The organism is Klebsiella sp. SYXHC3, from assembly GCF_057196925.1.
Map to the genome: position 1 here is coordinate 240,398 of NZ_JBXUNG010000004.1, position 22,853 is coordinate 263,250.

Annotated in this window: 22 protein-coding genes and 1 pseudogene; 10 read left to right on the top strand and 13 right to left on the bottom strand. The window is 54.9% G+C overall.

The features are described 5' to 3' along the window. Positions 1 to 17: 17 nt before the first annotated feature. Entirely contained in the window at positions 18 to 467 is a 450-nt protein-coding gene (gene lysM, locus AC2CGP_RS13035; protein ID WP_015369692.1) for a peptidoglycan-binding protein LysM, read from the bottom strand. 54 nt (positions 468 to 521) lie between these two features. After that, a complete protein-coding gene (locus tag AC2CGP_RS13040) occupies positions 522 to 1,418 on the bottom strand; it encodes a LysR family transcriptional regulator (RefSeq protein WP_032715832.1) in 897 nt (298 codons plus the stop codon). Positions 1,419 to 1,516: 98 nt separating this feature from the next. Here AC2CGP_RS13040 and AC2CGP_RS13045 point away from each other — a divergent pair, with 98 nt between their 5' ends. Beyond that, on the top strand, positions 1,517 to 2,119 hold the full coding sequence (locus AC2CGP_RS13045; RefSeq protein WP_015369690.1) for a short chain dehydrogenase: 603 nt from the start codon (positions 1,517 to 1,519) through the stop codon (positions 2,117 to 2,119). 549 nt (positions 2,120 to 2,668) lie between these two features. Next, positions 2,669 to 4,072, top strand: a complete 1,404-nt coding sequence (locus tag AC2CGP_RS13050; protein WP_015703479.1) for a purine-cytosine permease family protein — start codon at positions 2,669 to 2,671, stop codon at positions 4,070 to 4,072. Positions 4,073 to 4,113: 41 nt separating this feature from the next. Here AC2CGP_RS13050 and argE read toward each other — a convergent pair whose 3' ends face one another. The 5 genes from argE to AC2CGP_RS13075 all read right to left on the bottom strand — a co-directional run bounded on the left by argE (position 4,114) and on the right by AC2CGP_RS13075 (position 8,896). Further along, positions 4,114 to 5,262, bottom strand: coding sequence for an acetylornithine deacetylase (gene argE, locus AC2CGP_RS13055; protein ID WP_484502355.1), 1,149 nt, complete (start codon positions 5,260 to 5,262; stop codon positions 4,114 to 4,116). Beyond that, positions 5,255 to 5,929 (bottom strand): DUF1028 domain-containing protein, encoded by a 675-nt coding sequence (locus AC2CGP_RS13060; protein WP_045359831.1) that lies wholly within the window; start codon positions 5,927 to 5,929, stop codon positions 5,255 to 5,257. Before AC2CGP_RS13060 ends, argE begins: the two co-directional genes overlap by 8 nt. A 9-nt stretch (positions 5,930 to 5,938) precedes the next feature. Further along, positions 5,939 to 6,361 (bottom strand): RidA family protein, encoded by a 423-nt coding sequence (locus AC2CGP_RS13065; RefSeq protein ID WP_015369686.1) that lies wholly within the window; start codon positions 6,359 to 6,361, stop codon positions 5,939 to 5,941. Between the two features lie 28 nt (positions 6,362 to 6,389). After that, entirely contained in the window at positions 6,390 to 7,655 is a 1,266-nt protein-coding gene (locus AC2CGP_RS13070) for a flavin-containing monooxygenase (RefSeq protein ID WP_032722596.1), read from the bottom strand. A 311-nt stretch (positions 7,656 to 7,966) separates the two neighbouring features. Continuing rightward, complete coding sequence (locus AC2CGP_RS13075; protein WP_015703484.1) at positions 7,967 to 8,896, bottom strand: LysR substrate-binding domain-containing protein; 930 nt, start codon at positions 8,894 to 8,896, stop codon at positions 7,967 to 7,969. A 631-nt stretch (positions 8,897 to 9,527) separates the two neighbouring features. Here AC2CGP_RS13075 and AC2CGP_RS13080 point away from each other — a divergent pair. From AC2CGP_RS13080 to AC2CGP_RS13095, 4 genes are all read left to right on the top strand, one after another. Continuing rightward, positions 9,528 to 11,036 (top strand): aldehyde dehydrogenase, encoded by a 1,509-nt coding sequence (locus AC2CGP_RS13080; protein WP_015369681.1) that lies wholly within the window; start codon positions 9,528 to 9,530, stop codon positions 11,034 to 11,036. Then, positions 11,033 to 12,415, top strand: coding sequence for an aspartate aminotransferase family protein (locus tag AC2CGP_RS13085; protein ID WP_015369680.1), 1,383 nt, complete (start codon positions 11,033 to 11,035; stop codon positions 12,413 to 12,415). The genes AC2CGP_RS13080 and AC2CGP_RS13085 overlap by 4 nt, the downstream gene beginning before the upstream one ends. Before the next feature lie 178 nt (positions 12,416 to 12,593). Continuing rightward, positions 12,594 to 13,394, top strand: a complete 801-nt coding sequence (locus tag AC2CGP_RS13090; protein ID WP_045359829.1) for a hypothetical protein — start codon at positions 12,594 to 12,596, stop codon at positions 13,392 to 13,394. Between the two features lie 166 nt (positions 13,395 to 13,560). Next, entirely contained in the window at positions 13,561 to 13,749 is a 189-nt protein-coding gene (locus AC2CGP_RS13095; protein WP_015369678.1) for a hypothetical protein, read from the top strand. Between the two features lie 166 nt (positions 13,750 to 13,915). Here the strand turns inward: AC2CGP_RS13095 and AC2CGP_RS13100 are convergent, their stop codons facing one another. The 3 genes and pseudogenes from AC2CGP_RS13100 to AC2CGP_RS13110 form a co-directional block, all read right to left on the bottom strand. After that, positions 13,916 to 15,097 carry an aminotransferase class I/II-fold pyridoxal phosphate-dependent enzyme gene (locus tag AC2CGP_RS13100; RefSeq protein ID WP_475702447.1) on the bottom strand — a complete coding sequence of 394 codons (1,182 nt, stop codon included), beginning with the start codon at positions 15,095 to 15,097 and terminating at the stop codon, positions 13,916 to 13,918. A 95-nt stretch (positions 15,098 to 15,192) separates the two neighbouring features. Further along, positions 15,193 to 17,058, bottom strand: coding sequence for a bifunctional glutathionylspermidine amidase/synthase (gss, locus tag AC2CGP_RS13105; RefSeq protein ID WP_032712528.1), 1,866 nt, complete (start codon positions 17,056 to 17,058; stop codon positions 15,193 to 15,195). A gap of 76 nt (positions 17,059 to 17,134) precedes the next feature. After that, a pseudogene (locus tag AC2CGP_RS13110) lies at positions 17,135 to 17,256 on the bottom strand (hypothetical protein). 20 nt (positions 17,257 to 17,276) lie between these two features. Here AC2CGP_RS13110 and AC2CGP_RS13115 point away from each other — a divergent pair. After that, a complete protein-coding gene (locus AC2CGP_RS13115) occupies positions 17,277 to 17,837 on the top strand; it encodes a DsbA family protein (RefSeq protein WP_015369674.1) in 561 nt (186 codons plus the stop codon). Positions 17,838 to 17,903: 66 nt separating this feature from the next. Next, positions 17,904 to 18,770, top strand: a complete 867-nt coding sequence (yghU, locus tag AC2CGP_RS13120) for a glutathione-dependent disulfide-bond oxidoreductase (RefSeq protein WP_020077919.1) — start codon at positions 17,904 to 17,906, stop codon at positions 18,768 to 18,770. 43 nt (positions 18,771 to 18,813) lie between these two features. Here the strand turns inward: yghU and AC2CGP_RS13125 are convergent, their stop codons facing one another. The 3 genes from AC2CGP_RS13125 to exbB form a co-directional block, all read right to left on the bottom strand. Further along, entirely contained in the window at positions 18,814 to 19,308 is a 495-nt protein-coding gene (locus AC2CGP_RS13125; RefSeq protein ID WP_015369672.1) for a TIGR00645 family protein, read from the bottom strand. A gap of 131 nt (positions 19,309 to 19,439) precedes the next feature. Further along, on the bottom strand, positions 19,440 to 19,865 hold the full coding sequence (exbD, locus tag AC2CGP_RS13130; RefSeq protein WP_015369671.1) for a TonB system transport protein ExbD: 426 nt from the start codon (positions 19,863 to 19,865) through the stop codon (positions 19,440 to 19,442). A 6-nt stretch (positions 19,866 to 19,871) separates the two neighbouring features. Continuing rightward, on the bottom strand, positions 19,872 to 20,603 hold the full coding sequence (gene exbB / locus AC2CGP_RS13135; RefSeq protein WP_015369670.1) for a tol-pal system-associated acyl-CoA thioesterase: 732 nt from the start codon (positions 20,601 to 20,603) through the stop codon (positions 19,872 to 19,874). Between the two features lie 251 nt (positions 20,604 to 20,854). Here exbB and metC point away from each other — a divergent pair, with 251 nt between their 5' ends. Together metC and yghB are read left to right on the top strand one after the other, a co-directional pair. Beyond that, positions 20,855 to 22,042 (top strand): cystathionine beta-lyase, encoded by a 1,188-nt coding sequence (gene metC / locus AC2CGP_RS13140; RefSeq protein ID WP_484502356.1) that lies wholly within the window; start codon positions 20,855 to 20,857, stop codon positions 22,040 to 22,042. Positions 22,043 to 22,171: 129 nt separating this feature from the next. Further along, a complete protein-coding gene (yghB, locus tag AC2CGP_RS13145) occupies positions 22,172 to 22,831 on the top strand; it encodes a DedA family general envelope maintenance protein YghB (protein WP_015369667.1) in 660 nt (219 codons plus the stop codon). Positions 22,832 to 22,853 lie beyond the last annotated feature (22 nt).

Consider the following 22,853-nt stretch of genomic DNA (forward strand, 5'->3'; position numbering starts at 1 on the left):
GATCCCTGATTCACGGCTTACTTCGCCGGGATAATCAGTACCTGCCCCGGATAGATCTTATCGGGATGCTTCAGCATCGGTTTATTGGCTTCAAAAATACGCTGATAGTCATTGGCGGAGCCATACATCGCTTTCGAGATGGCGCTGAGGGTATCACCGGATTTAACCGTATAGTAACGACTTTCCGCTCCGCTCTGCGTCACAGTAACGCTATCGTTGACCTGGCCAATCCCGGTTACGTTACCTACCGCGACCAGAATTTTTTCCTTATCTTCCTGTGAACCGACGTCGCCCGTTACCGTCGCGGTACCATCGTCCGCTACGGCAATATTGACCTTTTCGGCACCAGGCAGGTTAAGACTATCAATATGTTTTTTCAGCTTGTCAGCCTGATCTTCCTTGCTGGAGCCGGAGACGGCATCCCAGATCTTCTCGCCCGCTTCTTTCACAAAACTTAATAATCCCATCTATCCATACCTCCATTACTGTTTCACGATGAATGCTTTCATCAGACACGATAATCATAGCTTATAAATACCGTTCACTTCCTTTAACAAATGTTCGACGAAGCGGGTAAGTTTCGGTAACGGGCGCAGATCCTGGCGCCACAGCAGGTGTATCGGCCTCGGTTCCGGGGTGTAATTTTGTAAAATACGCACCAGTCGGCCATTGGCTAAATCTTCCGCCAGCAGCACTTCCGGCTGCAATAACAGCCCGGCGCCGGCCACCGCCGCCATACGCAGCGCGTAGCCATCATTGCAGCGCAGCACCGCATCGCGCTTCCAGCGTACCTCTTCCGCAGCGCCAGGTAGCCGCCACTCGTTGCGCGCGGTCCACACCGTATGCGAAAGACACTGATGCCCGGCTAAATCAGAGGGCGTCTGCGGCGTGCCGTGGCGCGCCAGATAATCCGGCGCCGCGCAGATCGCCATGCGATAAGGGGCGAGATACTTCGCCACCAGGTCGGTACGCTGGATATCGCCGATGCGAATCGCCAGATCGATTCCCTCATCCACCAGGTCCACCATGCGGTTCGTCAAATCAAGCTCGACGCGAACCTCTGGCCAGGCCTGCAGAAAGGAGGCGGTCAGCGGCGCGATAATGCTGGCGCCGAAAGAAACCGGCGCGCTCACCCGTAGCGTACCGGCAGGGGCCAGCCGTAGCCTTTCAACCGAACGCTCGGCATTCGCCACCTGCTCGAGCACACGCCGCGCCTCGTCAAAATAGACTCGCCCGGCATCGGTCAGGCTTTGCCGGCGGGTATTTCGCTCCAGCAGGCGGGTGCCGAGCTGGCCTTCAAGTAAGGCGATATATTTGCCGACCATCACCGCCGACATCTCAAGACGCGCCGCCGCGCCGGTAAAACTGCCGCACTCCACCACCGCGACAAACGTCTCCATTCCACGCAGCTTGTCCATATTACAAACCCCTGGTTAGCAATCATCTAACTTTTAGCCAGTTTATCCGACAATCGATTAATTAAAGAATAGAGGCTCACTTCACTGAGGAGTTTGCGATGAAAATTATCGTTATTGGCGCCAGCGGTACCGTTGGCCGCGTGGTTGCGGAAGAACTGAGCCGCCAACATGAGGTTATCCGCGTTGGCCGCACCCACGGCGACGAGCAGGTTGATATCACCTCGCAGCACAGCGTGCAGGCGCTGTTCGAGAAAATTGGCCCGGTCGATGCCATCGTCTCAGCAGCCGGCAGCTTATACTTTGGCCCGCTAAGCACGATGACCGACCGCGATTTTGACCAGGGACTGCAGGATAAATTATTGGGGCAGATTCGCCTCGCCCTCACCGGCCAGCATTATCTTAACGATGGCGGTTCCATCACCCTGATCAGCGGCATCGTCGCCGATGAACCCATCGCTCAAGGGGTGAATGCCACCACCGTTAACGCCGGACTGGCCGGCTTCGTTCGCGCCGCCGCCTGTGAATTACCGCGCGGGATCCGCATTAACCTGATAAGCCCCACCGTGCTCAGTGAATCCGTCGAAGCCTATGACGGCTTTTTCCCCGGTTTCTCCAGCGTACCGGCCGCAGCGGTGGCGCAGGCCTACCGCCGCAGCGTCGAAGGGATCCAAAGCGGACGGGTTTATAAAGTCGGTTATTAATTATTTTCGGGCAGGATGTCGCATTCCTGCCCTTATATTGATTATCTGTTGGTTATTGTGAAGCGCCTCGCATAACGCCCTTATCCCCATTATCTGTATGACTTTAGGTTACTCAATACGACAATTCTAATGTCATGATGTATCAGCTAATTATTTTATTTCCCCATTATTTTATGGGGTCAAACATCTATCTCATTAGACCGCAATAAAAACAGGGAATTGTTATTTCTCTCTACGGTTCATCATTCTAATCCCCTCGCAATATGGCAGAGTTTTATCTGCCCGATAAAAAACCATCAGCGGGTTTGCCAGTAAAAAATTAAGCACGAAGCATAAAGCTCTAAAAAACGCGCAACGCACAAATGCGGCGTTTTTCCAGCGCCAGATAAAGCAGTTTTTTTATATCCAGCACCGATATTTTTTGTCATTTCGCAAATGATACAGAGTTGTAAAAATGGTGAATGAAATGTTGTGATGAGTAGATTAGCTGTACTCCTCATTGAAATATCACTCTTACGCTGATGAAGACCAAAATAATGAGAGAGCACCATGACAAAACATCAATCTGTTAATGTCGAGAATCTTGAAAGTAATACCATCAGACCTATCCCCTTAAATATGCGTCACGGCAAACCAGGCGATCTCTTTACCATTTGGTTTGGCTCCAACATTATGTTGTTAACGGTCATCACCGGCGCGATGTCGGTGACGATTTTCCACCTTTCCTTTTTATGGTCAGTGATTGCGCTATTTATCGGCAGCCTGGTCGGCGGGCTCTTTATGGCGCTGCATTCGGCGCAGGGGCCAAAACTCGGGGTACCGCAAATGGTCCAGACCAAAGGGCAATTTGGCTCCTATGGTTCGGTACTGGTGGTCTCGATTGTCGTACTGATGTATATCGGCTTTACCGCCTCCAGTCTGGTGCTCGGCGGGCAGTCGATGCACGCGATTTATCAGCCGATGAACTCGGACATTGGGATTATCGTGGTTGGCGCGCTAAGCCTGTTCGCCACCATCTTTGGCTATAAGATCATCCACTCCTACGCGCGGATCATGTCGTGGATTTCCGGTATCGTACTGGCGGCAACCTTCGTGTGGATAGTCTTCATCCATGGCCTGCCGGGCGATTTTGCCGACCGCGGTGGCTTCAACATCGTCGGTTTTCTCGGCGCCGTGTCTATCGCCGCGCTCTGGCAACTGGCCTATGCGCCCTATGTCTCTGATTATTCCCGCTATATGCCCTACAGCACCAACGATAAAAGCGTCTTTTACGCCAGCTATTTTGGCTGCATTCTCGGCTCCTATTTGCCGATGGTGCTCGGGGTACTGGTGGCGATTTGTATCGGTAATGACGATATTATTCAAGGGATTATGGATCTGACCGGCAGCATGGGGGCGATAGTGATTATCGTGCTGGCGCTGGGGATCGCCGCCACCAATTCGATGATGCTGTACTGCGGCGTACTCTGTACCCTGACGCTCGGCCAGACCTTTATCGACGGCTGGTCGCCGATGGCGCGGGCACGCATTATCACCGCTATTTTGACCATGCTGCTGGAGATATTCCTCGCCATCTATGGCCAGGAAAATTTCCTGTTAATCTACACTAACTTTATTACCGTGCTGCTGTATGTGCTGGTGCCGTGGACGGCGATTAATCTGGTCGATTATTATTTAGTGGCCCATGGCGAATATCACGTTGAGTCCTTCTTTAAACGCGATGGCGGTATTTACGGCTACTTTAATGCAACGGCGATATCCTGCTATATCCTCGGTATTCTGGTCGAAGTACCGTTTATGTCGACCTCAATTTATACCGGGCCAATCGCCCTCACCTTCGGCGGCGCGGATCTCTCCTGGATTATAGGTTTATTGGTGGTCTCACCGGTCTATTATTATTTCTCGAAAGCGAAGAGTGTTAAAAGCATGGCTTTTGCAAAAGAGAAGGTTTAAGGCCTACAAGAAAGCGCGCCGCCTTTGCGGCGCGCCGGCGTTTAAGCTGACATCCAGCGACAGAGGTTTTTCAACATCTGCGCGCATTTTTCCAACTGCACCTCGCTAACAAACTCATCCGCCTTATGCCCCTGCTCCATACTCCCCGGACCACAAACAAGCGTGGCCACGCCGGCCTCATCAAACAATCCGCCTTCGGTGCCAAAAGCGACCGTTGAAAAATCCTCGCATTCGGCCCACTGAGCCAGCCAGCCGGCGAACGCCGACTGCGGGTCGCTCAACAGGCCGGGATACTGGCTGAGCGGTTGAAAGGTAATAGCCGATCCCGCCGCCGTCGCGCGCATTTTTGGCAGCAGTTCGCCTTCGGCATACGCCTGCAGCGAGGCCAGGGTGTCATCGAGCGACACATCCGGTAAATGGCGAATTTCAAAATCGAACTGACAGTGCTGCGGTACAATATTCAACGCCGCGCCACCCTTAATCACCCCCACCTGTAGGGTGCTGCAAGGCGGATCAAAACGCGTATCCTGGCGAAGCGCCAGCTGCTCGCCCAGCTCGTCCAGGCGGCCAATCAGTTTTGCCGCCCAGGCAATCGCATTCACGCCATCAGGCGCGTAAGCGGAGTGGCAAGCGTGGCCGTGAACATCGCAGCGCATCGCCAGCTTCCCCTTGTGACCATAGACCGGGCGCATCTCCGTCGGCTCGCCGATGATGCACATCGCCGGTTTCTCTGCCGACGCCTGCAGATGGGCGACCAGGCTGCGTACGCCAAGACATCCCACCTCTTCATCGTAGGAAAAAGCCAGGTGCAGCGGCATGCGTAGCGGTTGGGCGAGAAAATCAGGAATGGCGGCCAGTACGCAGGCGAGGAAGCCTTTCATATCGGCGCTACCGCGGCCGTAGCAGCGGCCATCGCGTTGCGTGAGGGCAAAAGGGGGAACCGTCCATGGCTGGCTGTCAACCGGCACCACGTCGGTGTGGCCGGAGAGCATAACGCCGCCGGGCCCCGCAGGGCCCAGTCGTGCATAGAGATTAGCTTTTCGCCCTTCCGCATCATAAAAAAGCTGCGTTTCGATTGCGAAGCCGTGGAGATAATCGGCAATATCGTCGATCATCGCCAGGTTCGATTCGCGGCTGGTGGTGTCAAACGCCAGCAGCCGCGCCAGAATATCCTGTAATCGACTATTCATCGCCGGGTACTCCGTAACTGGGAGCCTCCCGCGGGTCGAGCGCGCGCGTCACGTAAGCCTGCATTTGCGGTTCATAGGCCTGCCACAGCGCCGCCAGCTCGCCAATCGGGTCCATTTCACTCCAGTCGACGCGCAGATCCACCAGCGGCCAGGAGTAATCATCCACCACCTTCACCGCCGCCGAATGGACCGGCCCGGCCTCGCCGCCCTCGGCTACACCGGCCTGCAGCGCGGCAACCAGCCGCGTCGCCAGCTCGCCTTCGGTTTGCGAAAACGTTGCCGCCATCGCGGCAATAACAGCCTCAGATGCCAGCATATTACCGCCGGCGATACAGTTATCGCCCTGCACAACATGCCAGGTCCCCAGCGTTTTATCGCCGCTGAACCACGCGGTCTGGCCGCTGGCGTCGATGGCGATAATCTGCCGATAGCGGCTAAAGTCGTCTTCCGCCAGCGCCCGACGCATCGCTTTCTCCGCCGTCAGCCCCTGCTCCATCTGCGCCAGAGTGAGTTGCCCCAGCGCCGGTAAGGTAATGTTCTGGCTCGATACCGCCCCTACCCCCGCCTGCAGCCACGGGCAGCGGGCGCCGACGGCAATGCTTGAAGAGCTGATCGCGATACCAAACTGCCCGCTTTCCGGGCAGCGTGCGGCAATCGAAAATGTCATTCTGCCTCCTTATTTCGCCGCGTCATCAGGGATGACGGCGATTACATCAATTTCCATTAGCCACTGCGGTTGCGCCAGCGCGGAAATTACCAGCCCGGTGGAGATCGGGAACACGCCTTTTAGCCACTTGCCTACCTCCTGATAGACCGGTTCGCGATAGCGCGGATCGATAATATAAGTGGTGGTTTTGACGATATGCGACAGGTCGCTCCCCGCCTCTTCCAGAAGCTGTTTGACGTTTTTCATCGCCTGTTCCGCCTGCGCCCGCGGGTCGCCAAGACCCACCAGATTGCCTGCAAAATCCGTCCCTACCTGGCCGCGAACGTAGACGGTATTACCGGCGCGCACCGCCTGACATAAATCATTGTCCAGCGTCTGATTAGGGTAAGTCTCTTTGGTATTGAACATCCGAATACGAGTATGGGTCGGCATAATGGTTATCCTGTTCAGTAAGTCATGATTAACGCTGGCTGGCGTCTTTGTACTGGCTATATTTACGGCGGGTGGCGATATGGTCGGCGATATGCTTCGCGTCGTGCCAGACGCCCCAGATAAAGGTTGATCCCCGGCGCGATAACCACGGCAGGCCGAGGAAGTAGACACCCGGTTCGCTGGAGACGCCGCGCTGATGCTGAGGACGGCCCTGTTCGTTGAAAGCGTTGACGTTGAGCCAGCTGTAGTCCACCGCATAGCCGGTGGCCCAGATAATGGTGTTAATCCCCGCCTGCGCCAGATCGAGCGACAGGATCGGCGACGTCATGCAGTCCGGGTCCGCTAAGAATTGCCGTGCGGCGGGCTCTTCCGGTAAATCCAGGCCATTGGCGGCGATGTAAGCATCGGCGGCATCCAGCAGCGCCAGGTAGTTTTCATCGCCGAGGCGAATGTTTTCGACGAGATTATTTTTAAAGAAGACGGTTCCCCCAGCGAAGGATTCGGTGAGACCAACCAGCGTGATACCGCGATGCGCCAGCTCACGGAAATCAACCGTGTGGCCGCCGTGCGCGCCGCTAACCGCGATGGTAACGTGCTCTTTACCGGGTTCGCTGGCCGGGGCATCCCACAGGCCTAACACCCCCAGCCACCAGCAGAAATCCCGGTTACGATAGGCGCGCGGCGGGCGGTCATGGGCGCCGACCGACAGATAAACCTTGCGGCCCGCGCGCTGCAGTTCATCGGCGATTTGCACACCGGACGAGCCCGCGCCCACCACCAGCACCGCGCCTTCCGGCAGTTGTTGCGGGTTGTAATATTTCGCCGAATGAATTTGATGGATGGCGCTGTCGCGCGGGGCGATCGGCGGGATAACCGGCTTCTGGAACGGCCCGGTCGCCGCGACAATATTCAGCGCTTCAATCACGCCGTCGGTAGTTTCAATGGTAAACCCCGGACGCCCGTGGTTACGCACCGCACTTTTGACTTCCACGCCGGTACGCACCGGAAGATTAAACTCGCGCACATAATCGACAAAGTATTGCGCAACATCATCCTTGGCAATAAAGGCATCGGGGTCGCCGCCTTTAAACTCCATGCCCGGAAAACGGTCATGCCATGCCGGGCCGTTCGCCACCAGCGAATCCCAGCGGCCGGTACGCCAGGCTTCGGCAATGCGATTCTTTTCCACGACCAGATGCGAAATACCCTGTTTACTCAGGTGCTCGCTCATGGCGATACCGGCCTGCCCCCCGCCAACAACCAGCGTCTCAATTTGTATTTTTTCTACGGTCATATATGTGTCCTTCGGATGATGTTCTGCTCATCACCGAGGTTAATAAACCGTTATGCACAGGTAAATTATTATAAATTTAGTACCTGAGAATAAAATAATGATGCAGCGGATTCGCCCCGCCGCCAGGCCATTTCCGCCACGCGAATACGCAGTATTTATTTTTCAGGCACGAGATTTTGAAAGGAAAAATAACCATGACTTTCGAGGCTCATGAAAATATCGTCAGAACCTCGTTTTTTTATAGGCAATAAAATGCAGAAAATACCGCATGAATATGTTTACCCGCGCTAATCGCGGGTAAATTTACTCATTCAGGCGACTTTCACTTCTTGCTGCGGCGGGCTCAACACCGCATTGCGGCAATATTCCATAAACAGTTTGGTCGGTTTAGTCGGTTCACTACTGCGCAGGTGCGCCATCACCAGCGCCGAATTCGCCATCTCATCCTGAATTTCCACACAGCGTACCTGCTGGCCGTCATAGGTCATGTCATTCACCGGACGCGTCACCAGCACCGAGAAGCCCAGCCCCTGGCCGACCATGCAGCGCACCATCTCAATCGACGGCGAACTGTAGGCCACCTGCGGGTTGTAGCCCTTATCTTTGAAAATGCTGATGAAGTAGTTTTTGCTTGGCACCACATCCAACAGGATCATTGGCAGATTGCTCAGCTCGGACAGCCGTACGGCGTGCCGCTGCGCCAGTGGATGGTCCGCCGGTAACAACGCATAGGGTTTCTGCGGCGCGTTGAGGCTCTCGGTATAAATCGAGGTATCCAGTTCGAGGTCGTAGAGAAAAGCCAGGTCAAAACGCCCGCGGTGCAGACCGTGTGCAATCTCGTGCTGCTCGCCGTCGTAAATTTTAATGGTGATTTCGGGATAAATTTTCTTAAACCCGGCCATCAATGACGGCATATACAGCGGCGCGGCGGTCTCAAAACAACCGATGGAAATAATCCCGGAGACCAGCTCATTATCGGCCTTCGAGTTTTGTTCAAATTGATAAGAGAGCCGCAGCAGTTCTTTGGCTTTTTCATAAAAACGCTGCCCGCTCGGGGTCATTGATACCCCCTGGGCATGGTGGCGAATAAAAAACTGCTGCTCAAACATATCTTCCAGCGTCTTCACGGCAATGGAAATTGACGGCTGCGCGATATGCAGCTGGCGTGAGGCTTCAGCAATACTTTCCGCCTCGACGACGGCAACAAAGTATTTGAGCTGTTTCAGGGTGAAATGGGGCATGTGATACCTTATTTTTTTATCATCAAGGAGGCAGGCTGGTTAGCTTTAAACGATGAACACCTTGGCCTGCAACCCTCTGCCGTGAAAAAGATCAACAATCCGACAGCGATCAGATTTTTACAGAAAATTAACAGATGCCTGGCGAAAAAATTGCGAGCGCCGGAGGATAGTACTTCGGCCAGTATAAGCAGGATGAGAAAAAACAAGGCATATAACTACCTTATATTACAACGTATTAATCGTGCTTCCGCTCATGAAAACAGGCTGATGAACTCGATCGTTTCACCGTTATTCATTTCCCCTTAATTAGTATTTATATTCTCAATGCCATAATTTGAGAATATTTAATATCGCCAAAAGCACGCAGGCTCCGGGGTTGCAGAAAACTGACCGCAAATAAAAACTCTTTGCATTACAGCCTATTGAAAAATTGCACCTCCCCGATATTTGAACGCCATCACAACGCACGACCTCCCGCCCTGGATCACAGAAAATCGCTAATCCTGGCTAACAACGATTTTTATAGAGGTTGCCTAGATTTTTAGTCCTTTCTCGCCGCATTGGCCTACTGCATCATGAACTCAAAGAAACAAATAAATAACAATTACGCAACATGCGAAGGAGAAGGTTCATGTCTGATAGAAACTTTTGGCAGCGCAAGCTGCAGGAGCAGCGCTTTATCAGCCACGCCATTATCGATGGTCAACCGTACGTCGCGAAAAGCCGTAAAACCTGTCCCGCCATTAACCCAGCCAGCAATACGCTGCTGGCGGAAGTCACCTCGCTGCAGACGGAAGATATCGATATTGCCGTCGCCTCCGCGCGCCGCGCGTTTACTTCCGGCGTCTGGTCGGGGCTGGCGCCGCAGGAGCGTAAACGCGCGCTGCTGCGCCTCTCGGCGCTGATCCTTCAGCATCGCGAAGAGCTGGCACTGCTGGAGAGCGTCAGCATGGGGAAACCGGTCAACGATGCGCTGAATATTGATGTCCCCGGCGCCGCGCACATCCTCAGCTGGTATGCCGAAAGCGTAGATAAACTCTACGATGAAGTGGCTCCCGCCAGGCCCGGCGCGCTGGCGACCATTACCCGCCAGCCCATCGGCGTGGTTGCCGCCATCGTGCCGTGGAACTTCCCGCTCGACCTCGCCTCCTGGAAGTTGGGTCCGGCGCTGGCCGCCGGCAATAGCGTAATCCTCAAGCCCTCGGAAAACTCGCCGTTTAGCGCCCTGCGTCTGGGCGAACTGGCGCTGGAGGCCGGTATTCCGCCAGGCGTGCTTAACGTGGTGACCGGACTGGGAACCGAAACCGGAAGCGCGCTGGGACTGCATCACGATATCGATGTCATCGCCTTCACCGGCTCAACCGCCGTCGGCAAAGCCTTTATGGCCTATTCGGCCCAGTCCAACCTGAAACAGGTATGGCTGGAGTGCGGCGGCAAGAGCGCCAATATCATCTTCGCCGACTGCCAGGATCTCGACCTGGCCGCTGAAAAAGCAGCTTTTGGTATCTGTTTTAATCAGGGCGAAGTCTGCTCGGCAAACTCCCGCCTGTTGGTTGAGCGCCCGATTTACGCGGCCTTCATTGCCAAACTACAGGAAAAAATGCAGGCCTGGGCTCCGGCGCATCCGCTCGAACCGCAAAGCCGCATGGGGGCTATGGTCAGCGCCGCCCATGCCGAAAAAGTGATGGCGGCTATCCGCCGCGCGCAAGACGAGGGAGCAACGCTGCTTACCGGCGGCCGTACGGTGGAAATAGACGGCGTCGCCAACTACGTTCAGCCGACGCTACTGACCGACGTGAACGAAGAGATGGCGCTGTGGAAAGAGGAAATTTTTGGCCCGGTGCTGGCGGTTTGCGCCTTCGATAGCGAGCAGGAGGCGGTCCATCTGGCGAATAACCATATCTATGCGCTGGCCGCCTCGCTGTGGACCGACAATCTGCACCGCGCCCATCGCGTCGCCGCGCAGCTGACCGCCGGAACGATCTCGGTAAATACCGTCGATGCGCTGGACGTCACCGTTCCCTTTGGCGGCAACAAACAGTCGGGCTTTGGCCGCGATCTGTCGCTGCACGCCTTTGATAAATTCACCAGCCTCAAAACCACCTGGTTTCAGTTTCAGCAGACAGGAGAGACGAAATGACTAATCCAAGCAATCAGAACCGTTCGACGTCCGATTACCAACATTCAGATGCGGCTCACCATATTCATGCCTTCCTGGATCAAAAAGCGCTGAACGCCGAAGGGGCGCGCGTCATGGTACGCGGCGAAGGACTTTACCTGTGGGACAACGACGGGAATAAATACCTCGATGGAATGTCCGGCCTGTGGTGTACCCAGTTGGGCTACAGCCGCCAGGATCTGGCGGACGCCGCCGCGGCGCAGTTTGCCAAACTGCCCTATTACAATATGTTCTTCCACACGACCCACCCGGCGGTGATTGAGCTTTCCGAGCTACTGTTCAGCCTACTGCCGCCGCACTACAGCCACGCTATCTACACCAACTCCGGTTCGGAATCGAATGAAGTGCTGATTCGCACCGTTCGCCGTTACTGGCAGATCCTCGGTAAGCCGGAGAAAAAGGTGATGATTGGCCGCTGGAACGGCTATCACGGCTCCACGCTGGCGGCAAGCGGGCTCGGCGGCATGAAGTTCATGCATGAAATGGGCGGGGTGATCCCGGACGTGGCCCACATCGATGAACCCTACTGGTTTATGCACGGCGGCGACCTGACGCCGCAGGAGTTCGGCCTGCGCTGCGCCCGCCAACTGGAAGAGAAAATCCTTGAGCTGGGCGCGGAAAACGTCGCCGGTTTTATCGCCGAGCCGTTCCAGGGCGCGGGCGGTATGATCTTCCCGCCGGAAAGCTACTGGCCGGAGATCCAACGTATCTGCCGGCAATATGACGTGCTGCTGTGCGCCGATGAGGTGATTGGCGGCTTTGGCCGTACCGGTGAATGGTTTGCGCATCAGTACTTTGGCTTTGAACCGGATACGCTGTCGATTGCCAAGGGGCTAACCTCCGGTTACGTACCGATGGGCGGCCTGGTGCTGAGCAAGCGCATGGCCGACGTGCTGGTGGAAAAAGGCGGCGTTTTCCCACACGGCCTGACCTATTCCGGCCACCCGGTGGCGGCCGCGGTGGCGATTGCCAACCTGAAAGCCTTACGCGATGAAAACCACGTCACCCGAGTTCGCACCGATAGCGGCCCCTATCTGCAAAAAACGCTGCGCGAGGTGTTCGAAAACCATCCGCTTATTGGCGAGGTGCAGGGAGCCGGGCTGGTGGCCGCCCTGCAGTTTGCTGAAGATAAAGCCACTCGCAAACGCTTTGCCAACGAGAACGAACTGGCCTGGCGCTGCCGCACCATCGGTTTTGAGGAAGGCGTGATTATCCGCTCGACGCTGGGGCGCATGATCATGGCGCCGGCGCTGATAGCTGGACATAGCGAACTCGATGAACTGGTTGAAAAAACCAAACGCGCCGTGGACCGCACCGCGAAAGAGATTGGCCTGCTATAAATATTATTACGTACCCTCTTTCATAAATAACCCGCTATGTGCGGGTTATTTATTAAGTTTCGAATAATTAACTAGTGCCGGCGGTGAAATGCAAAATTAAATATATCGACGATATTAGCGATGAATATCGTCGTGTACAGTAATGAGTTGGATTTTATTATTAACTTGTGAATTTTTTATGCTTATTAAATATCTCCCGGTATGCGCGCTGTGTATCGGCCTGCTGCCAGGCGCGCTCTTTGCCCAGACGGGGGAAGTTAAAACCAACGCCGAGAAATCGGCGGATGACCCGACTAAAGTGACCACCAAATTTGGCGTGACGTGGTCAGATAACTACGATCTGAACGACAGCAATCTCGCATTTTCCGGCTCGCTGGCCTTTGACGAAGCGCGGAAACTCAATGTGCGTATTAATAGCGACGCCACGGAATGGCGCGTCGGCGGTTCATGGCTATTTCCCATTGGTATTTTTAACTTTAACTTTGGGAAAAATGTTTATCCCGATGACTCCTCACAAACCAACTATTCTATCGGTACGTTCCTGCCGCTCAGTTATTTTGGCTTTGAACCAGCAGGTTTCCAAATATTCCCGATGGCCGGTTATACCTATAATACCGGCGACCATATGACCTGTAATAAGGATCAACATAGCGCCTGTTCGCAGTCGGGTTTTAACGGCATGCCGTCGCCGGAGAACGGTTTTGAATCGACGAATATCTCCGGCAGCAGCGGTTATCTCGGCGCCTTTGTTCTGAAACCTTTGAGCGCCGATCTACGCCTGTTAGGTTTCGCCGGTGGATCGTATGGCTCAAAAAACGACGATGGCGATAACTATAAAGGTTATTTCGCCGGGGTCGGCGTGGGATATAACCTGACCGAGCATAACGCGGTGAAATTTATGACCTACGTTCAGGATAACAACACCTATCTCGATGAAGCCGAAAAGCGCTTCCTGTTCTCCTGGCAGTATCAGCTTTAAGACGGTGAGCGGGGTCATCTGGCCTCCGCTTCTGCATACGCTCCCACTCTGGTTACGATTGCGCGAAGACAGACTTTCTGGTGATGTGTAAAGTAGCAAAAAAATGTTGATCTGATACGAACAAGCTTTTATTTTGCCTGCTAGTTTTCAAACTGAGATGAAACTGATGCCTACTATTATCGCCAGTAGTATGAAAGAAGCTAAAGAACTCGTTAACGCCAGAAAATACCGGGAAATCGTCCTGAATTTCGATGTTGACGCTGATGATTTTTTTACCCTTGCAACGGCTCAGCGTGACACTAAAATCACCATTGCAAACAAAAATAGCCACTCACCGGTTACATTAGAAAAATAATAAAACCCCTGAGGAAATTTTTATGTTGTTGTTTATTGGCACTATTGCTGTCGCTTTTCTCTCTTCCCTGATGCTTATCTGGCTTGACGATCGCATCGCCGAGCAGGAGTAACCCCTCCCCCGATTTAAAGCTCTCCGCACCGGTCATCGGTGCGGAGACAAAAGATTACAGCGATTTCGCCAGACGTTCGACGGCGGTCAGCAGACCGGCTTCAGAAACCGTCGAATAGGAAAGACGCAGGGTGCGGGTATCCGGATTATCGTTGTAGAACGCTTCACCAGGTACGTAAACCACGCCGTTTTCCAGCGTCTTTTTCAGCCACGCCATGGTATCGAACGGATAGCGGAAACGGGCCCACAGGAACATTCCCCCTTCCGGGCGGCTAAACTCAAGATGCTCGCCAAGACGGCTTTCCAGCGCCTCGGCCAGCGCCACGCACTTCTTACGGTAGTCTTCGCGGATCAGGGCGATCTGATCGTTCAGGCGATTCATTCCCAGATACTCAGCGGTGATAACCTGAGAGAGCATATTGGTATGCAGATCCGCCGCCTGCTTCACGATCACCGCCTGGTGCGCCAGCCATTCCGGCATCACGATCCAGCCAATACGCATTCCCGGCGCGAGGATCTTGGAGAACGTGGAGGTGTACACCACCCGATCTTCACAGCCTTGTTCGATCGCATGTTGATACAGCGGACGACGCACTTTATCGGTGAAACTGATTTCGCCGTAGGGATCGTCTTCGATGATCACAAAATCATGTTGCTTCGCTAAGGCTACCAGCCGCTGGCGACGATCGTCGCTGAGGGTTTTACCGCCGGGATTGCCAAATGTCGGCACCAGGTAGACCGCTTTAACCTTAGTGGTCTCCAGCAGATCGGCCAGTTGTTCAACCAGCATGCCGTTATTGTCGGTATCGACGCTCAGGATGTTCGCCTGCGCCAGCTGGAATACCTGCAGCGCGGCAAGGTAGGTCGGGCGTTCAACGACGACCGCATCGCCCGGATCGAGCAGCGTGCGGGCGACAATATCCAGCGATTGCTGCGAGCCGGAGGTGATGTACACCTGGCTTGCCGAGCAGGCCACGCCGCGCGACTGGCAGATTTCGCTCACCGCCTGACGCAGCGGCGGATAACCTTCGGTAAGGCCGTACTGGAACGCATCATTAAAACGTTCGCTCATCACCTTTTGCACCGCGAGGTTGAGACCTTCGGTATCAAACAGTTCCGGAGCCGGAATACCACCGCCAAGCGAAATAACGCCGGGCAGTTTACTGTGTTTGAGAAGTTCGCGGACGGCGGAGGGCTTAAGTTCACCCGCGCGGGCGGCGAGGCGCCGATCGTGCATATGCTTTTCCTTTTCTGTCTTGTTGTTGTGTTAGTTGTACGTTGAAGCTTTGCAGGTGCCGGGCTGCGATGCTAGCCGCTGCCCGGTTGCGGCCGCTACTCGTCGTCTTTTAGCACGACTAACGGCTCAATATCGCTCTCTTTCTTCACCACCAGCGAATCATCGCCGCGCAGGCAGGTTCCGCCATAGTTACCGCCCACCGTGAAAGTGCACACCTGGATGTACTTGCCGTCAACCTTCGGCAGACACCACAGCTGCTGGTAAATATTTTTGCGATCGACAAATTGCCCGCTGGTCTGATCCAATACCTCATCGTGCGGGCTTATCAGATCGATGTTATTACCGCAGCGCCCGGAGATCGGTTTGACCGCATAACCGGTTTTCGCCAGCTCGTCATTGACCACAAAATCGGTATCCAGCAGATAGCGATGATGCGGGAACAGCGACCACAGCACCGGCAGAATCGCCTTGTTGCCAGGGATAACCGTCCACAGCGGTTCGAATACCAATACTTCAGGGCGCAGCAGGACGTCAATCAGGCGCACCTCATTTTGCGGATGACCGGTACGAATCGGCACCGCCGCATACTCATCGGCGCTGACTTCCCGCACCTGCTCGATGGCGGTTTCCCACGCCCAGGTCTTCCACACGCAGTTAACCAGGCGGCCATCGCCGTCGATAAGCTGTCCGGCGGCATCCCAGCGCAGCTCATCAAGGCCAAAGAGAATTTTGCTCTCAAAGCCCGCCTCGGTTAGCGAACGCTGAATAAACTGGGCATGGTAGTTCTCTTCAAGATCCTTATCCTGCATGATGTGCACAAACGGCCGCGCGCGGCTGTGCTTCCACGCCCCCGCCAGCTCCTCAAGCAGATTTTCCGCCGGGTTATGGCCGGTACCGCGATAGCCCTGTTTCAGCCACTGTTCGAGGATCAATCCGCCTTCTGTATGGCAAGAGGCAGAGTCGGCGTTGTATTCGTACACCTTCAGCCCGCGCTCATCCATGCAGAAATCCATGCGCCCGGTAATCATATGATGACGGCGGCGCTGCCACGAGAGGCGCAGACGAGGCCAGAGAATTTTCGGAATATCGAACAGCGCCAGCAGGTTGTCATCCTTCATCACCTTATCAGTGGCGTGCAGATACATCAGGTGCAGTTCGTTGGTCGCTTTAATCAGCTCCTGTTCGGCGCTCTCGCTGATGGTGAAGTACTGGTAAGGATCCTGATTGATGAAATGACCGTTGGCTTCAACATAGGCCTTTTGCAGCGCGTCTTTCTCATTGAGCCAGTTACCGCGGAACTGGCCTTTATTCGGCAGCCGCGCACCGCTGATTTTCATCTCCTCGCCGGGCAGCACCGGCTGCGGCAGGCTGTGCTCGGTATCGGCGGTCTGGATCATCCAGCCTAAAATTTCGGTATCGGCAAAGGTATCTTTGATGGTGTAGACGCCGTCTTTCACTTCCAGCGTCAGCTCGCGGGTCCACTGCTGGCCCTGCGGCAGCGGCGCGTGGATGACGTTCTGCTCGGCGATACGGACCTTATTCCCCACCAGTTGCGTAATCACCGCCACGTGGCCGGTATGTTTAAACTCGCCGCCCTTCTGCCAGATTAGCAGCGAACCGGCGATCGGCGGACGACGCGAGCCGTTGGCGAAGGCCTGCAGGGGAAGAATGTTGTCATTCACCACTTCGCGCAGAAAGCGCAGCGAGAAGATTTCATAAGCCATACCGACATCGGTAAAAACAAAACCGTAGGTGAGGAATAAAAAGCGCCGCGCGAACTCTACGCATTGCCATTTATGCCCCATATACTCATTGCCGATATAGCTGCGGAAAGCGGCGTCATCCGGGTAATCTTGTGGATTTAAGCTACTGTAATTCGAAGAATAAATTGCCACGCCGCCCGGCGCGTAGCCTAAAAGCGTGCCGAAAGGGGCGTCAATACTGGTCGATCCTTTACTCATTTAGCCTGACCTCAAATTAATGCAGCCCGGGCAGTTGGCGGAACAAAACTCCCTCTTCTTATCCTGCCGCAGGCACTTACCAGACAGAGGTGAAATGATGATACCACTCATTCGATTCGCTAAACGTGCCCTTATAGAAAATAACCCAGCGTCCATTGGCAGAAGTGATATTGTTAGCCAACACATAACAAAAAACATCACTACATCAGGAGTCGACAATGAGCTCACCTTCGCATCTCAATGCCCAGCCGCTGGTCTGGGGACACGGACCGCGGACTTTTGAAGTATTCCTCGAACCAACCTGTCCGTTTTCCGTTCGCGCCTTCAATAAACTCGATGAATTGCTGGATGAAGTGGGCGCCGAGAACGTCACGATTAAAATTCGCCTGCAGTCCCAGCCGTGGCATCTGTTTTCCGGGGTGATAGTGCGCTGCGTGCTGGCCGCCTCCACCCTGCCGCACGGCAGAGAGCAGGCGCACAAAGTCCTGCAGGCGGTCGCCGATCATCGTGAAGAGTTTGAATTCACCGACCACTGCAGCGGGCCGAACATGAATACCACCCCGCAGCAAATTATCGAACGCCTTGAACGCTACAGCCACGTGTCGCTGGCGGCGGCGTTTGCCCGTCCGGAGCTGCAAAACGAGATCAAATGGCACAGTAAATACGCCCGCCAGAACGGCATTCATGTGTCGCCGACGTTTATGGTCAACGGCCTGGTGCAGCCCGATCTCGGCAGCGGCGATGACGTCAGCGTGTGGGCCGCGCGGATTATGGCCTGAGATTAGCTGCTAGACTTTTTGTACACTTCACTATTTTTGTACACCTTACTAAAGAGGCAGGTCAGTATGTCCGACAATCACTACCAACCACCGAAAGTATGGGAATGGAAACAGAATAACGGCGGCGCATTCGCCAATATCAACCGTCCGGTTTCCGGCGCCACGCATGAAAAAGTGCTGCCCGTTGGCAATCACCCACTCCAGCTCTACTCGCTGGGCACGCCGAATGGGCAGAAAGTGACGATCATGCTGGAAGAGCTGCTGGCGCTGGGTGTAGCAGGCGCTGAGTATGACGCCTGGCTGATTCGTATCGGCGAAGGCGACCAGTTCTCCAGCGGCTTTGTGGAAGTTAACCCGAACTCGAAGATCCCGGCGCTGAGCGACCACTCCACCACTCCGCCGACCCGGGTATTTGAATCCGGCAGTATCCTGCTCTATCTGGCGGAAAAATTTGGTTTCTTCCTGCCGAAAGACCCGGCCGGACGCACCGAAACGCTAAACTGGCTGTTCTGGCTACAGGGCGCAGCGCCGTTCCTCGGCGGCGGCTTTGGCCACTTCTATAACTATGCGCCGGTAAAAATCGAGTACGCCATCGACCGCTTTACCATGGAAGCGAAACGTCAGCTCGACGTGCTGGATAAGCAACTGGCGCGCGGCCGCTTTGTGGCGGGGGAAGAGTACACCATTGCCGATATGGCGATCTGGCCGTGGTACGGCAACGTGGTGCTGGGCAACGTCTATAACGCCGCAGAATTCCTCGATGCCGGCAGCTACGTTAACGTGCTGCGCTGGGCGCAGGACGTGGGCAATCGCCCGGCTGTGAAGCGCGGACGGATGGTTAACCGTACCAATGGCCCGCTCGACGAGCAGTTGCACGAGCGCCATGACGCCCGCGATTTCGACACGCAGACCGAAGACAAACGTCAGGCGTAATGCCTTTACCCGGCGGCGCGAAGCTGCCGGGTAAGTTGTCACATCAGTGCTTTACCTTGGTCAGGCGATCGAGATAGCCCATCACAAAGGCGGACAGCACAAAGGTGAGATGGATAATGACGTACCACATCAGCTTATTATCCGGCACGTTCTTCGCATCCATAAACACCCGCAGCAGGTGAATGGAAGAGATAGCCACAATCGACGCCGCCACCTTGTTTTTCAGCGATGTCGCATCCATTTTGCCAAGCCAGTTGAGCTTCTCTTTGCCTTCGTTAATATCCAGCGTCGAGACGAAGTTTTCATAACCGGAAAACATCACCATCACCAGCAGCCCGCCCACCAGCGTCATATCGACCAGCGAAAGCAGCGTCAGAATCAGATCCGACTCGCTGACGCTGAAGATATGCGGCAGGATGTGGAATATCTCCTGAAAAAATTTTATCGATAGCGCGATAAGGCCCAGCGAGAGGCCGAAATAAACCGGCGCCAGCAGCCAGCGCGAAGCATAAATAGCGTTTTCCAGAAAGCGTTCCATAAGGTCCTGTCAGTTTGTAAAAATGGCCGCCATTATATCGCAGCTGGCTCATATCAAAACGATGCGCAGGCGCCGGGGAAATAAAAAAGGCCAACGCAGTGTTGGCCTTTCGGGAGATATCCTGGGGAAAATTACTTCGCTTTGACGGTCTCTTCGCCCACCAGACCAATTTTCAGGTAACCGGCCTGATGCAGCGTATCCATCACTTTCATCATCGTCTCGTAGTCGACGGTTTTGTCGGCGCGGAAGAAGACGGTGGTGTCTTTCTTGCCCTGAGTCAGCGCATCCAGCGAGGCAATCACGCTCTCTTCAGTCACCGGATCGTTGCCGAGGAACATCGATTTGTCGGCTTTCACCGACAGATAAATCGGTTTTTCCGGACGCGGCTGCGGCTGGCTGGATGAAGCAGGCAGATTGACTTTGACGTCCACGGTAGCCAGCGGCGCCGCCACCATGAAGATAATCAACAGCACCAACATGACGTCGATAAATGGCGTCACGTTAATGTCGTGCATTTCGCCGTTATCATCGAGGTTTTCGTTAAAATGCATCGCCATAGCGGATCAACCTACCCGTAATTTCTGCGCCGGACGCAGCGGCTGAGAACCACTGGCGTTCAGGTCGAGATCGCGGCTTTGCAGCAGCATAATCTGCGCGGCCACGTCGCCAAGAGACGCTTTGTAACTGGCAATCATGCGGGCGAAGACGTTATAGATAACCACCGCCGGAATCGCGGCAAACAGGCCAATCGCCGTTGCCAGCAGCGCTTCCGCGATACCCGGCGCGACAACCGCGAGGTTAGTCGTCTGCGTTTGCGCGATACCGATAAAGCTGTTCATGATGCCCCAGACGGTACCGAACAGGCCGACGAACGGGGAAATAGCGCCGATAGTCGCCAGATAACCGTTACCGCGGCCCATATAGCGGCCAACCTGCGCCACACGACGCTCAAGGCGGAAACCGGTACGTTCTTTAATACCTTCGTTATCATCCACGCCTGCCGACAGTTCCAGCTCATTATTGGCTTCGTTAATCAGCTGAGTGGTCAGGCTTTTAGCATGGAATCCATTCGCGATAGTGTTAGCCTGATCGAGAGAACGCGCTTCGCTGAGCTGCTGCTGCTCACGCTTGAGGCGACGCTTGCTGGACAACATTTCGGCGCCCTTGCCGAAGAAGATAGCCCAGGTGACTACCGAAGCCAGAATCAAGCCAATCATCACAACCTTAACGACAATATCGGCGTGATGATACATACCCCAAACGGAGAGATCCGCCTGCATCAAATTATTACCCACACTGTTTCTCCAGGACATCAATCACAAAAACTGAGCATAATAATATCAAAACGGCATCGAATTGATAGTGGTTCTCATTAGTATTTACACTGTGCAGCAAATCACGTTTATTTTCTTTGCGCTTACGCAGTAAAAAAGCGGCTGACGCCGGTTTCGGGAAAATTTTTGCCTGTATCGTTTACGACCCGGTACACAAACCGGGATTCATGGTAGTTTAGACGTCCAGACGTATAAAAACAGGTTTGCAGAACATGGCTGATAAACATCTTGATACCGCGCTGGTCAACGCCGGGCGCCGCAAAAAATATACTCAGGGTTCGGTGAATAGCGTCATCCAGCGCGCCTCATCGCTGGTGTTCGATACCGTCGAGGCTAAAAAACACGCCACCCGTAACCGCGCCAAAGGCGAGCTGTTTTATGGCCGCCGCGGCACGCTGACCCACTTTTCGCTGCAGGAAGCCATGTGCGAACTGGAAAGCGGCGCCGGCTGCGCCCTCTTCCCCTGCGGCGCGGCCGCGGTCGCCAACACGATTCTGGCCTTCGTCGAACAGGGCAACCACGTGTTAATGACCAACACCGCCTATGAACCCAGCCAGGACTTCTGCACTAAGATCCTTGCGAAGCTCGGGGTGACGACCGGCTGGTTCGATCCGCTCATCGGCGCGGATATCGCCAACCTGATTCAACCCAATACCAAAGTGGTGTTCCTCGAATCCCCCGGCTCGATCACCATGGAAGTGCATGATGTGCCGGCCATCGTCGCCGCCGTGCGTCGCGTCGCGCCGGAAGCTATTATCATGATCGATAACACCTGGGCGGCAGGGGTGCTGTTTAAAGCGCTCGATTTTGGTATCGATATTTCTATCCAGGCGGCAACGAAATATTTAATTGGCCACTCCGACGGAATGATCGGCACTGCGGTGGCCAACGCCCGCTGTTGGGAGCAACTGTGTGAAAACGCCTATCTAATGGGCCAGATGGTCGATGCCGACACCGCCTATATGACCAGCCGCGGTTTACGCACGCTTGGCGTCCGCCTGCGCCAACATCACGAAAGCAGTCTGCGCGTCGCCGAATGGCTGGCGCAGCACCCGCAGGTGGCGCGAGTCAATCATCCGGCGCTGCCGGGCAGCAAGGGCCATGAATTCTGGAAGCGCGACTTCAGCGGCAGCAGCGGACTGTTCTCTTTTGTTCTCAATAAGCGCCTCACCGACGCCGAGCTGGCAGCCTATCTGGACAACTTCAGTCTGTTCAGCATGGCCTACTCTTGGGGCGGGTTCGAATCGCTGATCCTCGCCAACCAGCCGGAACATATCGCGGCCATCCGCCCCGAGGCGGAAGTGGATTTCAGCGGTACCCTTATTCGACTGCACATAGGTTTAGAAAATGTTGACGATCTGCTGGCGGATTTAGCGGCAGGCTTCGCGCGTATCGTGTAAAGTGACAGGAAGTGGCAACAAAAGCGGACGCTTTCAGAAAAGCGGCCGCTTTTGTTGCGCCCGAGATCAAGGTGCTCGGGCCGCTTCAGGAGTACACTAGTCGAAAAACGGTACCACTTAGGAAAGTCCATGGTTGTCATTCAAGAGATTGTCGCCGCGCTGTGGCAACATGATTTTGCCGCATTGGCAAACCCTCACGTTGTGGGTTTTGTATATCTGGTCATGTTCGCGACCCTGTTTCTGGAAAACGGGCTGCTGCCGGCTTCGTTTTTACCGGGCGATAGCCTGTTGCTGCTCGCTGGCGCGCTAATCGCTAAAGGCGTCATGGATTTTGTCCCCACTCTCGCCATCCTAACCGCTGCCGCCAGCCTCGGCTGCTGGCTGAGCTATTTACAGGGGCGCTGGCTGGGTAATACCAATATGGTGAAAGGCTGGCTGTCGCATCTGCCGCACAAATATCACCAGCGCGCCACCAACATGTTTGATAAACACGGCCTGCTGGCGCTGCTGGCCGGGCGCTTTTTGGCGTTTGTCCGCACTTTGCTGCCAACCATGGCGGGCATTTCCGGCCTGCCGAATCGTCGTTTCCAGTTCTTTAACTGGCTAAGCGGCCTGCTGTGGGTTGGCGTCGTCACCGGTCTTGGCTATGCGCTGAGCATGATCCCGTTCGTGAAAAACCACGAAGACCAGGTCATGACCTGCCTGATGGTGCTGCCGATCGCCCTGCTGGTGACTGGCCTCGTTGGTACGGTTATTGTGGTTATCAAGAAGAAATACTGCAGCGCCTGATTCACTCGCCCCGGATGGCCTC